The organism is Streptomyces sp. NPDC059787, from assembly GCF_042732315.1.
Lineage (GTDB): Bacteria > Actinomycetota > Actinomycetes > Streptomycetales > Streptomycetaceae > Streptomyces > Streptomyces atrovirens.
Genome location: NZ_JBHWHX010000036.1, coordinates 18,256 through 33,457 on the forward strand (window position 1 = coordinate 18,256; position 15,202 = coordinate 33,457).

Consider the following 15,202-nt stretch of genomic DNA (forward strand, 5'->3'; position numbering starts at 1 on the left):
TCCCGGCCGTATGTCCGGTTCCGCGGACCGCTGTTCATTCGTTTTTGCGCTGTGCAATGATCCTGGCGGGATCCTCGAAGGGAATGAACGGACGTGACCGCGCAGAGGCCGGACGACGGCGGGACGCCGGAGGAGCGGGACGGTACGCCGTCGCTGCCCGAGGACGTCTGGCAGCGGTTCCTCACCGACAACGAGCGCGCCATCCGGGCCACCGCCCCCAGGGAGCCCTCCGCGCTGCAGCGGACGCGGCCGCACACCGACGGCGGTGCGCCTCGGGAGGACGCCGGCGTCGAGGCGGTCGGTGACCTGTGGCAGCCGGACGATCCGTGGGACGGCCCGTCCTGGCGGGAGATGGACGGACGCGCCCGGTTGCGCCGCGTCGGCCGCGTGGCGGGCGCGGCCGCCGCGATCGCCCTGGCGCTGGGCGTGTGGTCGCAGCTGTCCACCGGCGCGGGCACACCGGCAGAGGGGCCCGGCGACACCGTTCTGCAGCAGTCGGAGGAGATGCCGGCGGAGCTGCCCACGGCGACGTCCCGGTCGCCGGAACCCACCTCCCCGGCCCCGTCCGCCCCCGGCGTCCGGGCCGGCTGACGCGCCCCGGCCACCGTGGCGGGTGACCGGGGCGTGCCCGTGCGAGGTGCGGCTCAGTCGCTCAGTGCCGCGAGGACCACGGCCTTGGCCTCCTCCTGCACCCGGCGGAGGTGCTCGGGACCCTGGAACGACTCGGCGTAGATCTTGTACACGTCCTCGGTGCCGGAGGGGCGGGCGGCGAACCAGGCGCTGTCCGTGGCCACCTTGATGCCCCCGATGGACGCTCCGTTGCCCGGCGCCTCGGTGAGCACCGCGGTGACCGCCTCCCCTGCCAGGGTGTCCGCGGTGACCTGGGCGGGGGACAGCTTCGCCAGGCGGGCCTTCTCCTCACGGGTCGCCGGGGCGTCGATCCGCTCGTAGGCGGGCTCGCCGAAGCGGGAGGTGAGGGCGGCGTGGTGCGCGGAGGGCGTCTTCCCGGTGACGGCCGTGATCTCGGACGCGAGCAGCGCCAGGATGATGCCGTCCTTGTCGGTGGTCCACACCGAGCCGTCCCGGCGCAGGAAGGAGGCCCCGGCCGACTCCTCACCGCCGAAGCCGAGGGTACCGCCGGCCAGTCCGTCCACGAACCACTTGAAACCGACGGGCACCTCGACGAGTTCGCGCTTCAGGTCGGCGGCGACCCGGTCGATCATCGCGGAGGAGACCAGGGTCTTGCCGACGCCGGCCGCGGACGGCCACTGCTCGCGGTGCGCGTAGAGGTAGCCGATCGCCGTGGCGAGGTAGTGGTTGGGGTTCATCAGCCCGGCGTCCGGGGTGACGATGCCGTGCCGGTCGGCGTCCGCGTCGTTGCCGGTGGCGATGTCGAAGCGGTCGCGCTGCTCGATGAGGGACGCCATCGCGTGCGGCGAGGAGCAGTCCATCCGGATCTTGCCGTCCCAGTCCAGCGTCATGAACCGCCAGGTCGGGTCGGTGAGCGGGTTGACCACGGTGAGGTCGAGCCGGTGCTGTTCGGCGATCCGGCCCCAGTACGCGACGGACGCCCCGCCCAGCGGGTCGGCGCCGATCCGTACGCCGGCCGCGCGGATCGCGTCCAGGTCCAGCACGTTCGGCAGGTCCGCGACATAGGTGCCGAGGAAGTCGTAGCGGCCGGTTCCGGGTGCGGCGAGGGCGCGGGCGTACGGAATGCGGCGGACGTCCTCGAGGCCGCCGCGGATGATGTCGTTGGCCCGGTCCTGGATCCAGCCGGTGGCGTCCGAGCCCGCGGGGCCGCCGCTGGGCGGGTTGTACTTGAACCCGCCGTCGGCGGGCGGGTTGTGGGACGGGGTGACCACGACGCCGTCCGCGAGGCCCGTGGTGCGGCCCCGGTTGTGGGTGAGGATCGCGTGCGAGACCGCCGGGGTCGGGGTGTAGCCGTCGGCGCTGTCGATGAGCACAGTGACCCCGTTGGCCGCGAACACCTCCAGGGCGGTGACCCGCGCGGGCTCGGACAGCGCGTGGGTGTCGGCGCCGAGGAAGAGCGGCCCGTCGGTGCCCTGCCCGGCGCGGTACTCGCAGATGGCCTGGCTGGTCGCGGCGATGTGGTCCTCGTTGAACGCGGCCGTCAGGGACGAGCCGCGGTGTCCCGACGTCCCGAAGGCGACGCGCTGCCCGGGGTCCTCGGGGTCGGGGTGCAGTGCGTAGTACGCCGTGACCAGCCGAGCGACGTCGACGAGATCCTCGGGGCCGGCCGGGCCGCCCGCTCGCTCGTGCTGCATGTGCCCACTCCTCCGCATGGGTTGATTCTTCGCTTGCGGAGACATCTTTCCTCTTCGGGGCCGCACCGCGCGAGTGGGGCCCGGCTCCGCGCCGTCCGCCCCGCCGCCCCGGCGTCAGATCCGGCCGCCGGTCATCCGGGTGAGAGGGCCGTGGGCGTGGCGTTCGGCACGCCGGCCCACAGCGTAGGAGGCGGCGGTCAGCGCGGTCAGGCCGGCCGCGGCACCGGCGGCGACGAGCCTGCGGTTGGCGATCACCGTCCAGGCGGTCTTGGCGCCCGCGGCGACCTGGCCCGAGGTGGCGACGACCGCGCGGCGGCCCGCCTCGACCCCCTTGGCCGCGGTCTGCGCGGCGCCGCTCGCCGCCTGGGCCGCGCGCCCGGCGCCCGACGCGGCCGTCGACGCCGCGTCACCGGCCTTGCGGGCTGCGGGGGCGGTCGCCTTGTCCGCGGTCTCCCGGGCCTTGGTCGCGGCGGACCGGGCGGACGTGGTCTTCTGATTCGAGTTCTTGTTCTGTTCACTCATGGACACCGACTTGCCGCTCGCTTCCGCGGCAAACACGTCATGTGGCGCGGGCGGCTACCCGGCCGGGGCCGGTATCCGTTCCAGCACACCGCCCGCGAACACGTCGTACAGCGGCAGCGTTTCGAGGTGGACGTAGCCGATGTGGCAGTCACAGGTGGTGAGGGGGCAGGGGCGGGGGCGCAGCGCCTCGCGGTAGCTGCCGTCGTAGAGGTTGCCGAGTTCGGCGCGGACGAAGTGGCAGCGGCGGACCGTGCCCTCGCCGTCGACGGAGATCACGGACTCCCCCGTGCGGCAGGGCAGGCCCGCGCTGGCGTGGGGGCGGCGGCTGTAGGGGAAGAGCGGGTCCAGCGCGGTCCACACATCGGCCTCGGTGTCGTCGTAGGTGTGGCCCTCGGCGGCGTTGACCCACAGGTACACCTTCTCGGGCAGGTCGGCGCGCAGCCGCCTGGCCGCGTCGAGGTGCTCGGGCAGTCCGACGACACCGACGCTGAACCGGACGCCGAGGCGGTCCAGTTCACCGCACTTGGCCAGGAAGCGGTCGTAGGGGGTCTGGCCCGGGTGGTACGTGCACCACAGGGCGAGGGTGTCCAGGTCGGCGCCGGCCAGCCAGTCGGTGCGGCAGCTGAGGTTGGTCTGGATGGCGACGCGGCGGATGTGCGGCCGGTGGGACAACCGGGTCAGGGTGTTCCGGTACCAGGAGCGGACCAGACCTTCGCCCCAGGGGGTGAAGAGCAGGGAGAGCCGGTCGGTGGTCTGCGCGTCGGCCCAGTCGGCGAACCTCTCCAGGCGGGCGCGGTCCGCGCGCAGTTGCTCCCGGCTGTCGCGGCGCTTGGCGAAGGGGCAGTACGGGCAGTCGTAGTCGCAGGAGGCCAGCGGGCCCCGGTAGAGGAGGGTCAGGTCCATCGGCTGCGGTCTCACTTCCGCTCGTAGGCGGCCATGGCGGCCCGCACGGCCGGGGAGAACAGTTGCGGGCCGATGGCGTCGGAGTGGGCCAGGCCCTCGGGGGTCAGGCGCAGGCGCGTGGCGCCGGGACCGGTGTCCTCCGCCAGCCAGCCGCGGTCGGCGAAGCGGGACAGCTCGGCCGGGAAGTCGTCCGCCGGGGTGCGGCCGTCGAACCGGGCGCGGTAGTCGGCGAGGTCGAGGCCTTCCGCCTGGAGCAGGGACTGCAGCAGGTGCCGGCGGCGGGCCTCGCCGGTGTCGACGCGGCGGCCGTACTCGGCGTGGGCGAAGTCGGCGGCGGGGCGGGAGACGTAGTCGTCGACGATGCCGCGGATCTCGTGCATGCCGACGGCGTAGTCGAAGGAGTAGTGCAGGCCCGCGGTGTAGGAGCGGGCGCCGCAGCCGAGGCCGATCATGCCGTCGGTCTGGCAGGCGTGGTCGTCCGCGCCCTGCGGCGGGGCGTCCGCGCGGCGGAACATGCGCATGGACTGCTGCGTGTAGCCGTGGGCGAGGAGGTGGTCGCGGCCCAGGCGGTACAGACGCAGCCGCTGTTCGTCCCAGGCCGGGTCCGCCGCGCCGGCGCGGCGGCCGAGGCCGGTCAGGGGGCGTATGTAGAGGGGGTAGAGGTAGAGCTCCTCGGGGTGCCAGGCGAGGGCCGCGTCCAGGGAGCGCAGCCAGGTGTGTTCCGTCTGGCCGTCGATGCCGTAGATGAGGTCGATGTTGAGGACGGGGATGCGGGCCTCGCGGATACGGCCGAGGGCCGCCTCGACGTCGGCGCGGCGCTGCGGTCGTACGGCGGCGCGGGCCTCGGTGTCGTCGAAGCTCTGCACGCCCAGGCTGAGGCGGGTGGTGCCGCGCGCGGCCAGCACGTCCAGCCGGTCGGCGGTGGCCGTGGCGGGCGAGGCCTCCACGGACAGCGGAACCGCGCGCAGGTCGGCGCCCATGCGGTGTTCCGCGATGTCGCACAGCCGCTGGAGTTCGGTGGCGGTGAGGAAGGTGGGGGTGCCGCCGCCGAAGGCGGCCGTGGCGAACCGCACGGGTTCACGCTCCCCCAGCGCCTCCCGTACGGCGGTCGCCTGCCGGTCCAGGGCGTCCAGATAGGCGCCGGTCAGGCCGTCGGGGGCGCCGATGCGGGTGAACAGGTTGCAGAAGCCGCAGCGGATCTCGCAGAACGGGATGTGCAGGTAGAGGGAGAGGGCGTCCTTGGGTTCGCCGGCCCAGAGGGTGTCGAGGCGGGGGCGGTCGGCGAGTTCGCGGTAGGCGGTCTTGTGCGGGTAGGCGTAGACGTAGCTCTGGTACGGGCTCGCCGGGACGTCGGTGCCGGTCCGGGCAGGGGTGGCGGTGGTCATCGGGCGGCCTCGGCGGGGGTGTGGTCCAGGAAGAAGTGGGCGTAGGGCACGGTCCACACGGACTCGTGGCCGATGCGGTGGCCGGTGTAGCCGTCGTCGCCGTAGGCGGTGCCGTGGTCGGAGCAGACGACGGCGAAGCAGCGGCGCCGGCTGCTCGCGGCGGCGAACAGCCGGCCGATGTGCCGGTCCACGTACTCCAGGGCGGCGGCGTGGGTGGCGCGGGTGTCGCCGTCCTCGCGGGTCGCGCCGGACCGGTGGAACCAGTTGGGCTGGTGCAGTGCGGCGACGTTGACGAAGAGGAACAGGCGCTGTTCGTGGGGGAGTTCGCGTACGACGTGTTCCGCGCGGGTCACCTGGGCCTCGAACGACGTGGGTGAGGCGACGCCGAACTCCGGTTCCCAGTGGGACTCCTGGAACAGGCCGGGCAGCACCGAGCCGAGCGGGCCCTGCTTGTTGAAGAAGCCGACCCCGCCGACGCACACCGTGCGGTAGCCCTCCTGCGCGAGGCCCGACACCAGATCGGGGGTGTCGTGGACGAAGGTGTGCCCGGCCGTGGTCTCGCTGCCGGCGAACCGGGCCGCGAACAGCCGCGGATGCGGGCCGGGGGCGGCGGGTGTCGGCAGGAATCCGGCGAAGATCGCCTGGTGGGAGGCGTAGGTGAAGCTGCCGGGGGCGTGCCGCCGCTCCCAGCGGCCACCGGGCAGCCGGCGGGCCAGGTTCGGGATGCGTCCCGCGGCGGCGAGTTCGGCGGCGACGTCGAAGCGGAGGGTGTCGAGGGTGACGAGGAGGATGTCGTGGCTGCCGACGATCTCGTTCATGTCCGGGTGGTCCGGTGCGGTGGCCCCGTGGGGGCCGGGCGCGGGCGTCGGTTCAGGCGCTGACATGGGTGGTTCCCGTTCTGTACTGGTGGTGCGGGTGGGACGGGCCGGTGGTGCGGCGCAGGACCGCCGCGACCTGGGCCGCGTAGGTGTCGAGGCCCTCCGCCCCGCTGCCCGGCAGTCCGGTGAGGCGGGGCAGCAGGTCGCCGAAGGCGTTGACCTCGCCGACGGCGAACCGGCGCCAGCCGACGGCCGGGAGCAGGTCGACGCCGACGCACAGGGTGCGCGGGAAGCAGGCCGCCGCGCGCTCGCACACGGCGAGGGCGTCCGCCCACCGGCCGCCGGCCGCCCCGACGGCGTCGCGCACCGCGTCGAGGTCGCCGCGGGTGCCGCCGAGATGGAGGTTGGTCAGGGGTGAGGCGCTGGTGCGCACGACGGCGTGGGTGGCGCGGCCGGCCACCACCACGACCCGCAGATCGGCGGCGCGGCCCCGCTGGGAGGCCTTGGGCAGCCAGCGCTCCAGGTGGAGGCCGTCGGGGGCGAGGGCGTCCACGACGGCGGCGATGTCCGCCTCCCGCTCGTGGCGGCGCACCACCAGGGAGTTGAACAGCCTGCCGTCCTCGGTGAGTTCGGCGGAGGTGGTGGCCCTGATACGGCCACTGCCCGACGCCTCGACGGCGAGCACCCCGGAGGCCGAGGAGCCGTGCGCGAGCTTGACGAAGAGTCTCGGCATCCGGTGCTCGCGCATGACGGTGCGTACGTCGTCCCAGCCGGTCACCCGTACGGCGTCCGGGCCGGAGGTGGGTGACTCGGGCACGGGGACGTCCGCCGCGTCGAGGACGGCGTGGCAGCGCCGTTTGTCGAACATGACGGCCAGTTCGCCGGCGTCGTCGAGCCGGATGCCGCCGCGCAGTCCGCGGACGGCCTCGGTGAACCGCGCGTACCAGCGTGCCGAGCCCTCCACGCGGGTGGGGTCGTCGACTCCCCTCAGCAGCCGGTCGACGTCGGGGTTCTCGCCGGGTGAGTCGAGCCGGACGGTCTCGTCGGCGGCGAAGTCGGCCCCGCCCTCGCGCAGGACCCGCTCCCAGGGCACGACGCGCGGTGCGGGCAGCCCGGCCGCGCGGGCGGCGTCGGAGAAGAGGGCCGTCCTGCGGTTCTCGGGGTTGCCCACGACGGCGAGACGCACGGGTGCGCCGGCGCGCCCCGGTTCATTCCCCGACCGCGACATAACGCTCCTCCGGCCGGTACTCGCCGCGGTGGGCGGGCGTGAGGTCGAGGTCCTGGATGTGCGGTCCCAGCGTCTCGCGCACGCGGCGGGTCATCTCCTCGCTCATGTAGTGGTGCCCGAGGTCGAGCGCCCGCAGATGGGTCAGCGGCTGTCCCGCGAGCAGCGCGGCTCCCCCTTCGTCGCTGAGGGTGCCCATGCTCAGGTCGAGGGAGTCCAGACCCGCGACGACGGGCGCGGCGGCCACGGCGGCGGCGATCCCGTCCTGGATCTCGCTGTTGCACAGGCCCAGGTGGGCGAGTCCGGGGCTGCGGTTCAGCATGGTGAGGAGTGCCCGGACGTCGGCCTCGGTGCAGTCGCCGCCGTACCAGGTGGTGCCCAGCCACAGCTCCAGGTGGTGCAGGGCGGGGAGGTCGCAGGCCGCCAGGCCGCGTACCGGCTCGGGCGGCAGACCGCCGGACTCGACGCGCAGCCTGCGCAGCTCCTCGTGCCGCAGCGGCCCGATCACCAGCCCCTCGGCGCCGCGCACGCCGAGTTCGTACAGACCGGGCCAGGCGCGCAGCACCCGGCTGACGTCGCCCTGTCTGATCCAGGAGATCTCCGACTCCTCGGACTCCACGTCCCCGAGGAAGACCGCCCGCAGTCTCGGCAGCCGGTGCGCCCCGGCCGTGATCAGTTCGAGGACGGGGTCGATGCCGTGCTCGTCCCACTCCTGCCACCAGGCGCCGATGACGAGGGCCACGACCTCGTCGGTGCGGACCCGGTCCAGGAACGAGTTCCACTGTTCCTCGAACGGCGCCTCACGGTCGGCCGTGAGGCGCCAGGCGACCGAGGCGGGAGGGGGCAGGCGCGGGCCGGGGTCCTCGTCGGGGCCGGTGAAGCGGTGCACGGGCAGGCCGTGGAAGTGTTCCAGGTGGGAGGGGTAGAAGCGCACGCGGTGTTCACTCCCCCACGCTGACGTAGCGGTGGACGGTGCCGTCGTCGTCCTCGTCCTGGTCCGCGTCGTCCGGGTCGAGGTCCACCTCGACGCCCGCGGCCTGAAGCGTCTCGCGTATACGCTGCCGGACGGGATCGCTCAGGTAGTTGTGGTGCAGGTCCAGCTTCTTGAGGTGGGTGAGGGGCTGGCCGCCGAGGAGGGCGGTGGCGCCGTCGTCGCCGAGGGTGCCCATGGACAGGTCGAGCACCTCCAGCCGGGCGACGACCGGCGCGGACGCCACGGCGGCGGCGATCTCGTCCTGGATCTCGCTGTTGCGCAGGGCCAGGTACCGCAGCCGGGGCAGCCGGACACCGGAGAGGATCGGCTCCAGGTCGGCGGCCTCGCTGTCGGCGCCGTACCAGGAGGTGCCGAGCCACAGGTCGAGGTTCTCCAGCGCGGGCAGTTCGCTGGCCCCGACACCGCGGACGACGTCCACCGGGAGGCCGCCGGTCTCCACGATCAGGGTGCACAGCGCGTCGTGGCGCAGGGCGGGGAACCGCAGCCCTTGTCCCCCGCGCACACCGAACTCCTCCAGGTCCGGGAAGGCCGCCAGCAGGGGTGTGACATCGGTCTGGGTGATCCAGGAGATCTCGCACTCCTCGAAATGCATGTCGCCGACGAACAGCGCCCGCAGGCCGGGCAGCCGGTCACCCGCCGCCACCAGCGCCTCGACGATGTCGGCGGAGCTCCTCTCGTACGCGTCCTCCCAGGCGCCGACGACCAGGGCGCGGACCCGGGTGGTGTCGACCGCGGAGCAGAAACGGGCGAAGGCCTCGGTCCACCGCTCCTCGGCGTCGTAGGTGTCGGCGGTGATCCGCCAGGCCACGGCGTCGGGTCCGGGCAGCTCACGCGGTGTCCCGCCGGGCCCGGGGAAGGTGAAGGCGGGAAGGCCGTACAGCTCCTCGAGGTGGCCACCGATGGTCATACGGGCTGCTCCTGTCGTGCGACGCGGGAAGGAAGGCGGTGCGTGGGCGAGGCCGTCACGGGGCACGGGGCGCGGGCCCTCCGGCGGTGCGTGCAGCAGTTCTACCAACAGGGACTGACAACGCCCGGCGGCGGGGCTGGTGACGGTCCGTTGTCAGTGCCGGCTCGTACTGTCCGCGCATGGACTCCGGAGCACCGTGCGCCGGAGCGGAGGGGAGAGCCATGTACCGGCAGGGAGACGTGCTGATCGTGCCCGTCACGGACGAGACGGTGCCGTCCCACGTCCCGGACGCGCCCAAGGAGCCGCGCGACGCCAGGGGCCGGCTGGTGCTGGCCCTGGGGGAGGTCACCGGACACGCGCACGCGGTGCTCGGGAAGGGCGAACTCATCCGTGAGCCGGGCCCGTTCGGGCCGTTCCTGCTGCACCTGCCCGAGGGCGGCCGGGTCGTCCACGAGGAGCACGCGGCGATCGCGCTGCCGAAGGGCTGGTTCCGGGTGATCCGGCAGCGGGAGTACGTCCCCGGCTCGGTGCGGCTGGTGGCGGACTGACGGACGCCGGCGACCGCACGGAACACCACACCACGGCAGGGAAGCAGGGGACGTTGACGATGACGATCGCGCAGGAGAGCGGGACGGCCGCCGTGACGGAGGGCTTCACGGAGGGGACGGCGCGCTGGCGCGCGTGGGCCGCGGCCACCGGGCCCGCCGACCGGGCGGCGGCCGAGGAGGGCGTCCGGCTGGCCTACCGCAGTGCCGGGCTGGCCGAGCCGGAGCGCGTGATCTGGGCCGGGTCGCCGCGCGAGGGCGTGACGCTGGTCCGGGAGGGGACGGACTTCGGGGCGAGCGTGCGCGAGGCGGTGCGCACCGCGCCGTGGGCGGCCGAGCGCGGCCGGCTGTACGAGGAGCTGGGCGCGGCGGGCTGGTCCCGGCGCTGGTCCCGGACCGGCGGTGCCCTGTGGGACGCCACGCAGGCGCTGGTCGACCGGATCCGCGCCGGCGTGCTCGACGACCTCGCCCCCGACGACGCGGCGGCCCGCACCGGGATACGTCTGGTCCTGCTGGACGCCCTGCTCGGGCAGCACGACGCGCCGTGGCTGGCGGCCCTGGACACCGAGGGGTCCGCGCTCGCCGGGCCGGCCCTGGTGTGCCGCAGCGCCGGCTGGTGGTGGCCGTTCGAGAAGGTGGCGGTGGTGTGCGAGCGTCCCGTCGCCCTGCACCGGGACGAGGCCGGCCGGCTCGACCACGGCGACGGGCCCGCCCTGGAGTTCCCCGACGGTTTCGCCCTGTGCGCCTGGCGGGGGATGCCGGTGACGCGCGCCTTCCTGGAGGAGCTGCGCACGCTCACCCCGGAGCGGATCCGGCAGGAGGAGAACGCCGAGCTCCGGCGGGTGATGCTCGAGTACTACGGCTACGACCGCTATCTCGCCGACTCGGGGGCGCGGCCCCTGCACCGGGACGGCACGGGCACCCTCTGGCGCGTCGAACTGGCCGACGACGAGCCGGTCGTCATGGTCGAGGTCCTCAACTCCACGCCCGAACCGGACGGCACCCACCGCACGTACTGGCTCCGTGTGCCGCCGACGACCCGGACGGCCCGGGAGGGGGTGGCGTGGACGTTCGGCCTGGGAGCGGAGGTGTACGAGCCGCTGAAGGAGACGTGAGCCCGTCCGGCCGCCCGAGGGCTGACTCCGCCCGCAGGGGGTAGGCGGAGAACGGCAAGGACGAACCGGACCCGCGGAAGGGAGCACCCATGCCGAGCATGGTGGAGCGCATCAAACAGTTCGCCAGGAGCCCTCAGGGGCGGCGTACGGCCGAGCAGGTGCGGCGGGCGGCGGCCGACCCCCGGCGCCGGGCCCAGGCACAGCGCCTGCTGGGCCGGCTCCGCGGCGGCCACCGCTGAGCCGTTCCTCTTCCGCTTCCGCGCGGTCCGGGTACGTACGCGTCCGGGCCGCGTGGCGACGACCGGGAAGGATCTCATGGACGAGTCGTCGGTCCGGACAGTGGGCTGGGCGCGCTCACTGCCGATGGACCACGGGGTGAAGGCGGCCCGCGACTGGGCACGCGAGCACCTCGTCGCGCTGGGCTGGGACACGGCCGCCCCCGAGGCGGCGGACGCCGTGCTGCTGACCGTTTCGGAACTGGTCACCAACGCGCACGTCCACGCCCGCAGCAGCGCGCAACTGGTCATGTCGTGGGACGGCCGTTGTCTGCACATCTCGGTGCACGACAGGTCCGCGGCCCTGCCGACGCCCCGGGGACCGAGCACCGAACGTGTCGGCGGACGGGGCATGCTGCTGGTCGACGCCCTGGCCGACACCTGGGAGGCCCGCCCCTGCCCCCACGGCAAGACCGTCACGGCCTGTTTCCGGCTGCCGGAGGGCACGCGGCGCTGACCCGCCCCGTGCGCGGCGGGCGACAGGCCCTAGGATCGGCCGGTCCGCCCAGCAAGGAGCCCCGCACGGTGACCGCCGTTCTCCCCCCGCCCCGTCTCACCCCCGCCCTGCCGTCCCCTCGGTGCCTGACCCGTACCGAGAACGGCGAACGGCTGCACGCGCTGCTGTGGACCGCGGGACCCGGGTGGCGGATGATCAGCAGCGCGGTGCTGGGCGGGGGCGTCGGCGAGCGGACCTGGATCCTCAACGCCCAGGTCTCCCACGGCTACCGGCGCACCGACCCCGACCGGCACCTGGCGGATCTCGCCGCCGCCGCGGGTGCGCGGGGCCCGGGGGTGGGGCTGATGACCGCGGCGGACGTCTCGGCGTACGCGCGCGCGAAGGACGCCGGCGCGGAGGCCTGCGTCACGGCGGGTGTCGACGTGCGCGGCTGGGCCGCACGGCCCGGCGAGGGCACGGACGGGCTCCAGGGGCCGGGCACGATCAACATCGTCGTCGTCCTGCCGGTGCCGCTGAGCGACGCCGCCCTGGTCAACGCGGTGAGCACGGCGACGGAGGCGAAGGTGCAGGCCCTCCTGGAGGCGGGCCTCGACTGTTCGGGCACACCCACCGACGCGGTGTGCGTCGCCGCCCGCACACCGGGCCCGGACGAGGAGGAGCACGCCTTCGCCGGGCCCCGTTCCCTGTGGGGGGCGCGGCTGGCGCGCGCCGTCCACCGCGCCGTGCGCGAGGCCGTGACGGCGGTCTGAGCGCTGCCGCCGCCCGGCGCGGGCCGCCCGGGAGCGCGCAGGGAACGGGTGCGGGCGAAGAACGGGAGTAAGCGCCCCGCCCAGGGGTACGCAGCCGCCCGGCGGGCGCGTCGTCGCCCGGGCAGGTTGATTTCGCGGATACGGATGGGGGACCGTGGCAGCCGAACCCGGTTTCCCCGGCAGAGAGGTGGTGGGGTGCGCACGACGCGTGCCTGCGCTTGTGATTCCTTCCCCCGGCTCACCCGCCCACCCGCGCGACACGGACGTCCGTACCGGTCCGACGTGGCAGGACGCCCCCTACCCGGTCGTGGTCCTCGACGCGAAGGGCACGCTCGTGGACCTGAACCCGCCCGCCCGGCTGGTGCTGACGGGCCGTCACGACGGAGGCGGCCCACGGGACGTGGTGCCGGTCTGGCTGGCGGACGCGCACCGGAGTCTCACCGACGGGACGGACGTCACACCGGTGGGCCCGCCGGCCGCCGGGGAGATCGGTGACCGGTTCTTCGAGGCGCGTCCCGGTCCGGTCGCGGACGGGGGCGTCGTGTGGTGGCTGGTGGACGGCACCGGCCGCCGCCGGGCGGAGACGTCCCTGCGGAGCGCCCGGGAACAGGCGGAGATCCGCGCCATGGTGTCCAGCACCCTGCTGGCGTCGTTGAACGTGCCGCGCTGCGCGGAGGTCGCGGCGCACCTGGCGGCGGAGCACCTCGCCGACGCCGCGCTGCTCGTCCTGCCGCCCGTCGGGCGCCGCCACACCGTGACCCACGCCCTGCGCGGCGGGCCCGCGGAGCACACCTCGCTCCAGTTCGATCCCCGGGGCGTGCCGGGACTGGCCGAGGCCCTCCAGGGGTTCCCGCCGGTACCCGCGCGCTGGATCGACCCCGCCGCCCTTCCCGAGTGGGTGGTCCCGGCGGGCTTCGGCGGGCCGGTCGGCTCCGTCATCGTCACGCCGCTTCCCGGCCACGGGGTGTCCGCCGGTGCGCTGATCCTGCTCCGCACCGGCACGGAGCGGGCCTTCACCCCGGACGAGGAGGCGTTCGCCCGGCTCTTCGCCGCACGCGCGGGCGCCGCGCTGTCGGCCGCACGCCTGTACAGCGAGCAGAGCGCGATCACCACCACGCTCATGCGGGAACTGCTGCCGCCGGCCCTGGAGAGCCTGCACGGGGTGGACTACGCGGGGCGCTACCGCGCCGCCAGCGACCACGAGCGGATCGGTGGTGACTTCTACGACGTCCATCCCGGGGCCGACGCCTCGCAGGAGACGTTCGTCGTGCTGGGCGACGTGGCCGGCAAGGGGCTGGACGCGGCGGTCCTGACCGGGAAGATACGCAACACGCTGCACGCGCTGCTGCCCCTGGCCTCCGACCACCAGCAGGTCCTCACCCTGCTCAACGGGGCCCTGCTCACCTCGCACCACACCCGCTTCGCCACCATGGTGCTGGCTTCCGTCAGACGCGAGGACCACCGGGTACGTCTGAGGCTGACCAGCGCCGGGCACATGCCCCCGCTCATCGTCCGCGCCGACGGCCGCGTCGAGGAGGCCGCCACCCACGGCACCCTCGTCGGAGCGCTCCCCTCCGTCACGGTGCGCACGGCCGAGGAGGTGCTCGCGCCCGGGGAGACGTGCCTGCTCTACACCGACGGCATCACCGAGGCCCGCGGCGGGCCGCTGGGCGACGAACTGTTCGGGGAACACCGTCTGCGGCAGGCGCTGGTGGAGTGCGCCGGTATGCCGGGGGAGGCGATCGTGGAGCGGGTGCAGATGCTGGCCGCCCAGTGGCTGGGCGGCGGCGGTCACGACGACATGGCCACCGTCGCCATCAGCGCACCGCGCACGGCACCGTCCGCCGGCCCGGACTCGCGTTCGGACTCGGGGAGGAACACGTGAGCGGGACCCGCTTGCCGGCCGCCGTTCTGCGCGACGGGCTCTGGCAGGCCGTGCTCGGGGGCAGCGAGTACGACGCCGTCGACGTGGTACGTGCCGGTCTCGACGCGGGGTGGGAGGAGGAGGCCCTGCTGCTCGACGTCGTCGCGGCGGTGCAGGAGAGGATCGGCGCCGAATGGGCCGCCGACCGCATCACCGTCGCCCAGGAACACGCCGCCACGGCCATCAACGAGCGCGTGATCACCGTCCTCGTCCACCGTCCGGCGGCGGGCAGGCCCGTTCCCCCGCACCGCGGGCGGGTGACGGTCACGTGCGTCGACGGCGAGTGGCACGCCTTCCCGGCCCGGCTCGTCGCCGAGGTCCTGCGGCTGCGGGGCTGGCAGGTGGACTACCTGGGCGCCCAGACGCCCACGCCCCACCTCGTCGCCCACCAGCACCACACCGACTCCGACGCCGTCCTGCTCTCCGGATCGGTCCCCACCCATCTGCCGGCCGCGCACGCGGCCATCACCGCCTGTCAGGCCGTCGGGGTGCCCGTGCTCGCCGGGGGCAGGGCCTTCGGGGCGGACGGCCGGTTCGCGCGGGCCCTGGGCGCCGACGGATGGGCCCCGGACGCCCGCGGCGCGGCCGCCGCGCTGGAGGCCGGCCTGCCGCGCCCCACGGCGGTCCGGCAGGCGGTCGACGACCTGCCGCACCTGGCGGACCAGGAGTACACGCTGGTGGTCCGGTCCCGCAGCCACCTGGTCAAACAGGTGCTGACGGACCTGGAGAGCCGTTTCCCGGCCATGCGCGGATACGACGCCGCGCAACGGGAGCGGACCGCGGAGGACCTGGTCCACATCCTCGACTTCCTGGCCACCGCCCTGTACATGGACGACGCGGAGGTGTTCACCGGATTCCTGGAATGGACCTCCGAGGTGCTCGCCGCACGGCGTGTCCCGGTGCACTCCCTGGTGACGGGACTGGACATCCTCGCGGAGCAGCTGCACGACTTCCCCCGAGGCCTGCGCTTCGTCCGCGAGGGCGCGGCCGCTCTGAGCGGTGGTGTGGGGTGCGGCCACCCAGCCCGAGACGACCCGAGACAGCGCCCCCCCAACCCACACCCCGACCACCACGCCGCCGCCCCCGACGCGCAGAGCC

General features: G+C 74.4%; 16 protein-coding genes. 8 read left to right on the forward strand and 8 right to left on the reverse strand.

What is annotated here, in order from left to right; all coding sequences use genetic code 11:
• The first annotated feature begins 93 nt into the window (after window positions 1-93).
• On the forward strand, window positions 94-591 hold the full coding sequence (locus ACFV5H_RS27940) for a hypothetical protein (protein WP_385197761.1): 498 nt from the start codon (window positions 94-96) through the stop codon (window positions 589-591).
• Between the two features lie 53 nt (window positions 592-644).
• On the opposite strand, the gene pgm is transcribed toward ACFV5H_RS27940, so the two are convergent.
• The 8 genes from pgm to ACFV5H_RS27980 form a co-directional block, all read right to left on the reverse strand.
• Complete coding sequence (gene pgm / locus ACFV5H_RS27945) at window positions 645-2,285, reverse strand: phosphoglucomutase (alpha-D-glucose-1,6-bisphosphate-dependent) (protein ID WP_385050167.1); 1,641 nt, start codon at window positions 2,283-2,285, stop codon at window positions 645-647.
• Window positions 2,286-2,399: 114 nt separating this feature from the next.
• Window positions 2,400-2,807, reverse strand: a complete 408-nt coding sequence (locus tag ACFV5H_RS27950) for a hypothetical protein (RefSeq protein ID WP_385050165.1) — start codon at window positions 2,805-2,807, stop codon at window positions 2,400-2,402.
• Window positions 2,808-2,861: 54 nt separating this feature from the next.
• A complete protein-coding gene (locus ACFV5H_RS27955; protein WP_385050163.1) occupies window positions 2,862-3,710 on the reverse strand; it encodes an STM4011 family radical SAM protein in 849 nt (282 codons plus the stop codon).
• 11 nt (window positions 3,711-3,721) lie between these two features.
• Window positions 3,722-5,095 carry an STM4012 family radical SAM protein gene (locus ACFV5H_RS27960; RefSeq protein ID WP_385197763.1) on the reverse strand — a complete coding sequence of 458 codons (1,374 nt, stop codon included), beginning with the start codon at window positions 5,093-5,095 and terminating at the stop codon, window positions 3,722-3,724.
• The gene (locus ACFV5H_RS27965; RefSeq protein WP_385050203.1) at window positions 5,092-5,913 is read right to left on the reverse strand and encodes an STM4013/SEN3800 family hydrolase; all 822 of its coding nucleotides are present in this window, start codon (window positions 5,911-5,913) and stop codon (window positions 5,092-5,094) included. The genes ACFV5H_RS27960 and ACFV5H_RS27965 overlap by 4 nt, the downstream gene beginning before the upstream one ends.
• Before the next feature lie 52 nt (window positions 5,914-5,965).
• Window positions 5,966-7,141, reverse strand: coding sequence for an STM4014 family protein (locus ACFV5H_RS27970; RefSeq protein WP_385050159.1), 1,176 nt, complete (start codon window positions 7,139-7,141; stop codon window positions 5,966-5,968).
• Window positions 7,122-8,072: an STM4015 family protein gene (locus tag ACFV5H_RS27975; protein WP_385197765.1), complete on the reverse strand. Its 951-nt coding sequence runs from the start codon at window positions 8,070-8,072 to the stop codon at window positions 7,122-7,124. The genes ACFV5H_RS27970 and ACFV5H_RS27975 overlap by 20 nt, the downstream gene beginning before the upstream one ends.
• A 7-nt stretch (window positions 8,073-8,079) precedes the next feature.
• Window positions 8,080-9,039: an STM4015 family protein gene (locus ACFV5H_RS27980; protein WP_385197767.1), complete on the reverse strand. Its 960-nt coding sequence runs from the start codon at window positions 9,037-9,039 to the stop codon at window positions 8,080-8,082.
• Window positions 9,040-9,260: 221 nt separating this feature from the next.
• On the opposite strand from ACFV5H_RS27980, the gene ACFV5H_RS27985 reads away from it, so the two are divergent.
• The 7 genes from ACFV5H_RS27985 to ACFV5H_RS28015 form a co-directional block, all read left to right on the forward strand.
• Window positions 9,261-9,587, forward strand: a complete 327-nt coding sequence (locus tag ACFV5H_RS27985) for a hypothetical protein (protein ID WP_385050153.1) — start codon at window positions 9,261-9,263, stop codon at window positions 9,585-9,587.
• A 59-nt stretch (window positions 9,588-9,646) separates the two neighbouring features.
• Window positions 9,647-10,699: a DUF6745 domain-containing protein gene (locus ACFV5H_RS27990; RefSeq protein ID WP_385197769.1), complete on the forward strand. Its 1,053-nt coding sequence runs from the start codon at window positions 9,647-9,649 to the stop codon at window positions 10,697-10,699.
• A gap of 89 nt (window positions 10,700-10,788) precedes the next feature.
• On the forward strand, window positions 10,789-10,938 hold the full coding sequence (locus ACFV5H_RS27995; RefSeq protein WP_179167355.1) for a hypothetical protein: 150 nt from the start codon (window positions 10,789-10,791) through the stop codon (window positions 10,936-10,938).
• A 76-nt stretch (window positions 10,939-11,014) separates the two neighbouring features.
• Complete coding sequence (locus ACFV5H_RS28000; RefSeq protein ID WP_385050149.1) at window positions 11,015-11,431, forward strand: ATP-binding protein; 417 nt, start codon at window positions 11,015-11,017, stop codon at window positions 11,429-11,431.
• A gap of 68 nt (window positions 11,432-11,499) precedes the next feature.
• The gene (locus ACFV5H_RS28005) at window positions 11,500-12,180 is read left to right on the forward strand and encodes an adenosylcobinamide amidohydrolase (RefSeq protein WP_385197771.1); all 681 of its coding nucleotides are present in this window, start codon (window positions 11,500-11,502) and stop codon (window positions 12,178-12,180) included.
• 208 nt (window positions 12,181-12,388) lie between these two features.
• Window positions 12,389-14,065, forward strand: coding sequence for a PP2C family protein-serine/threonine phosphatase (locus ACFV5H_RS28010; RefSeq protein ID WP_385197773.1), 1,677 nt, complete (start codon window positions 12,389-12,391; stop codon window positions 14,063-14,065).
• On the forward strand, window positions 14,062-15,202 hold a 1,141-nt coding region (locus ACFV5H_RS28015), incomplete at its 3' end, for a B12-binding domain-containing protein (protein WP_385197775.1). The genes ACFV5H_RS28010 and ACFV5H_RS28015, both read left to right, overlap by 4 nt.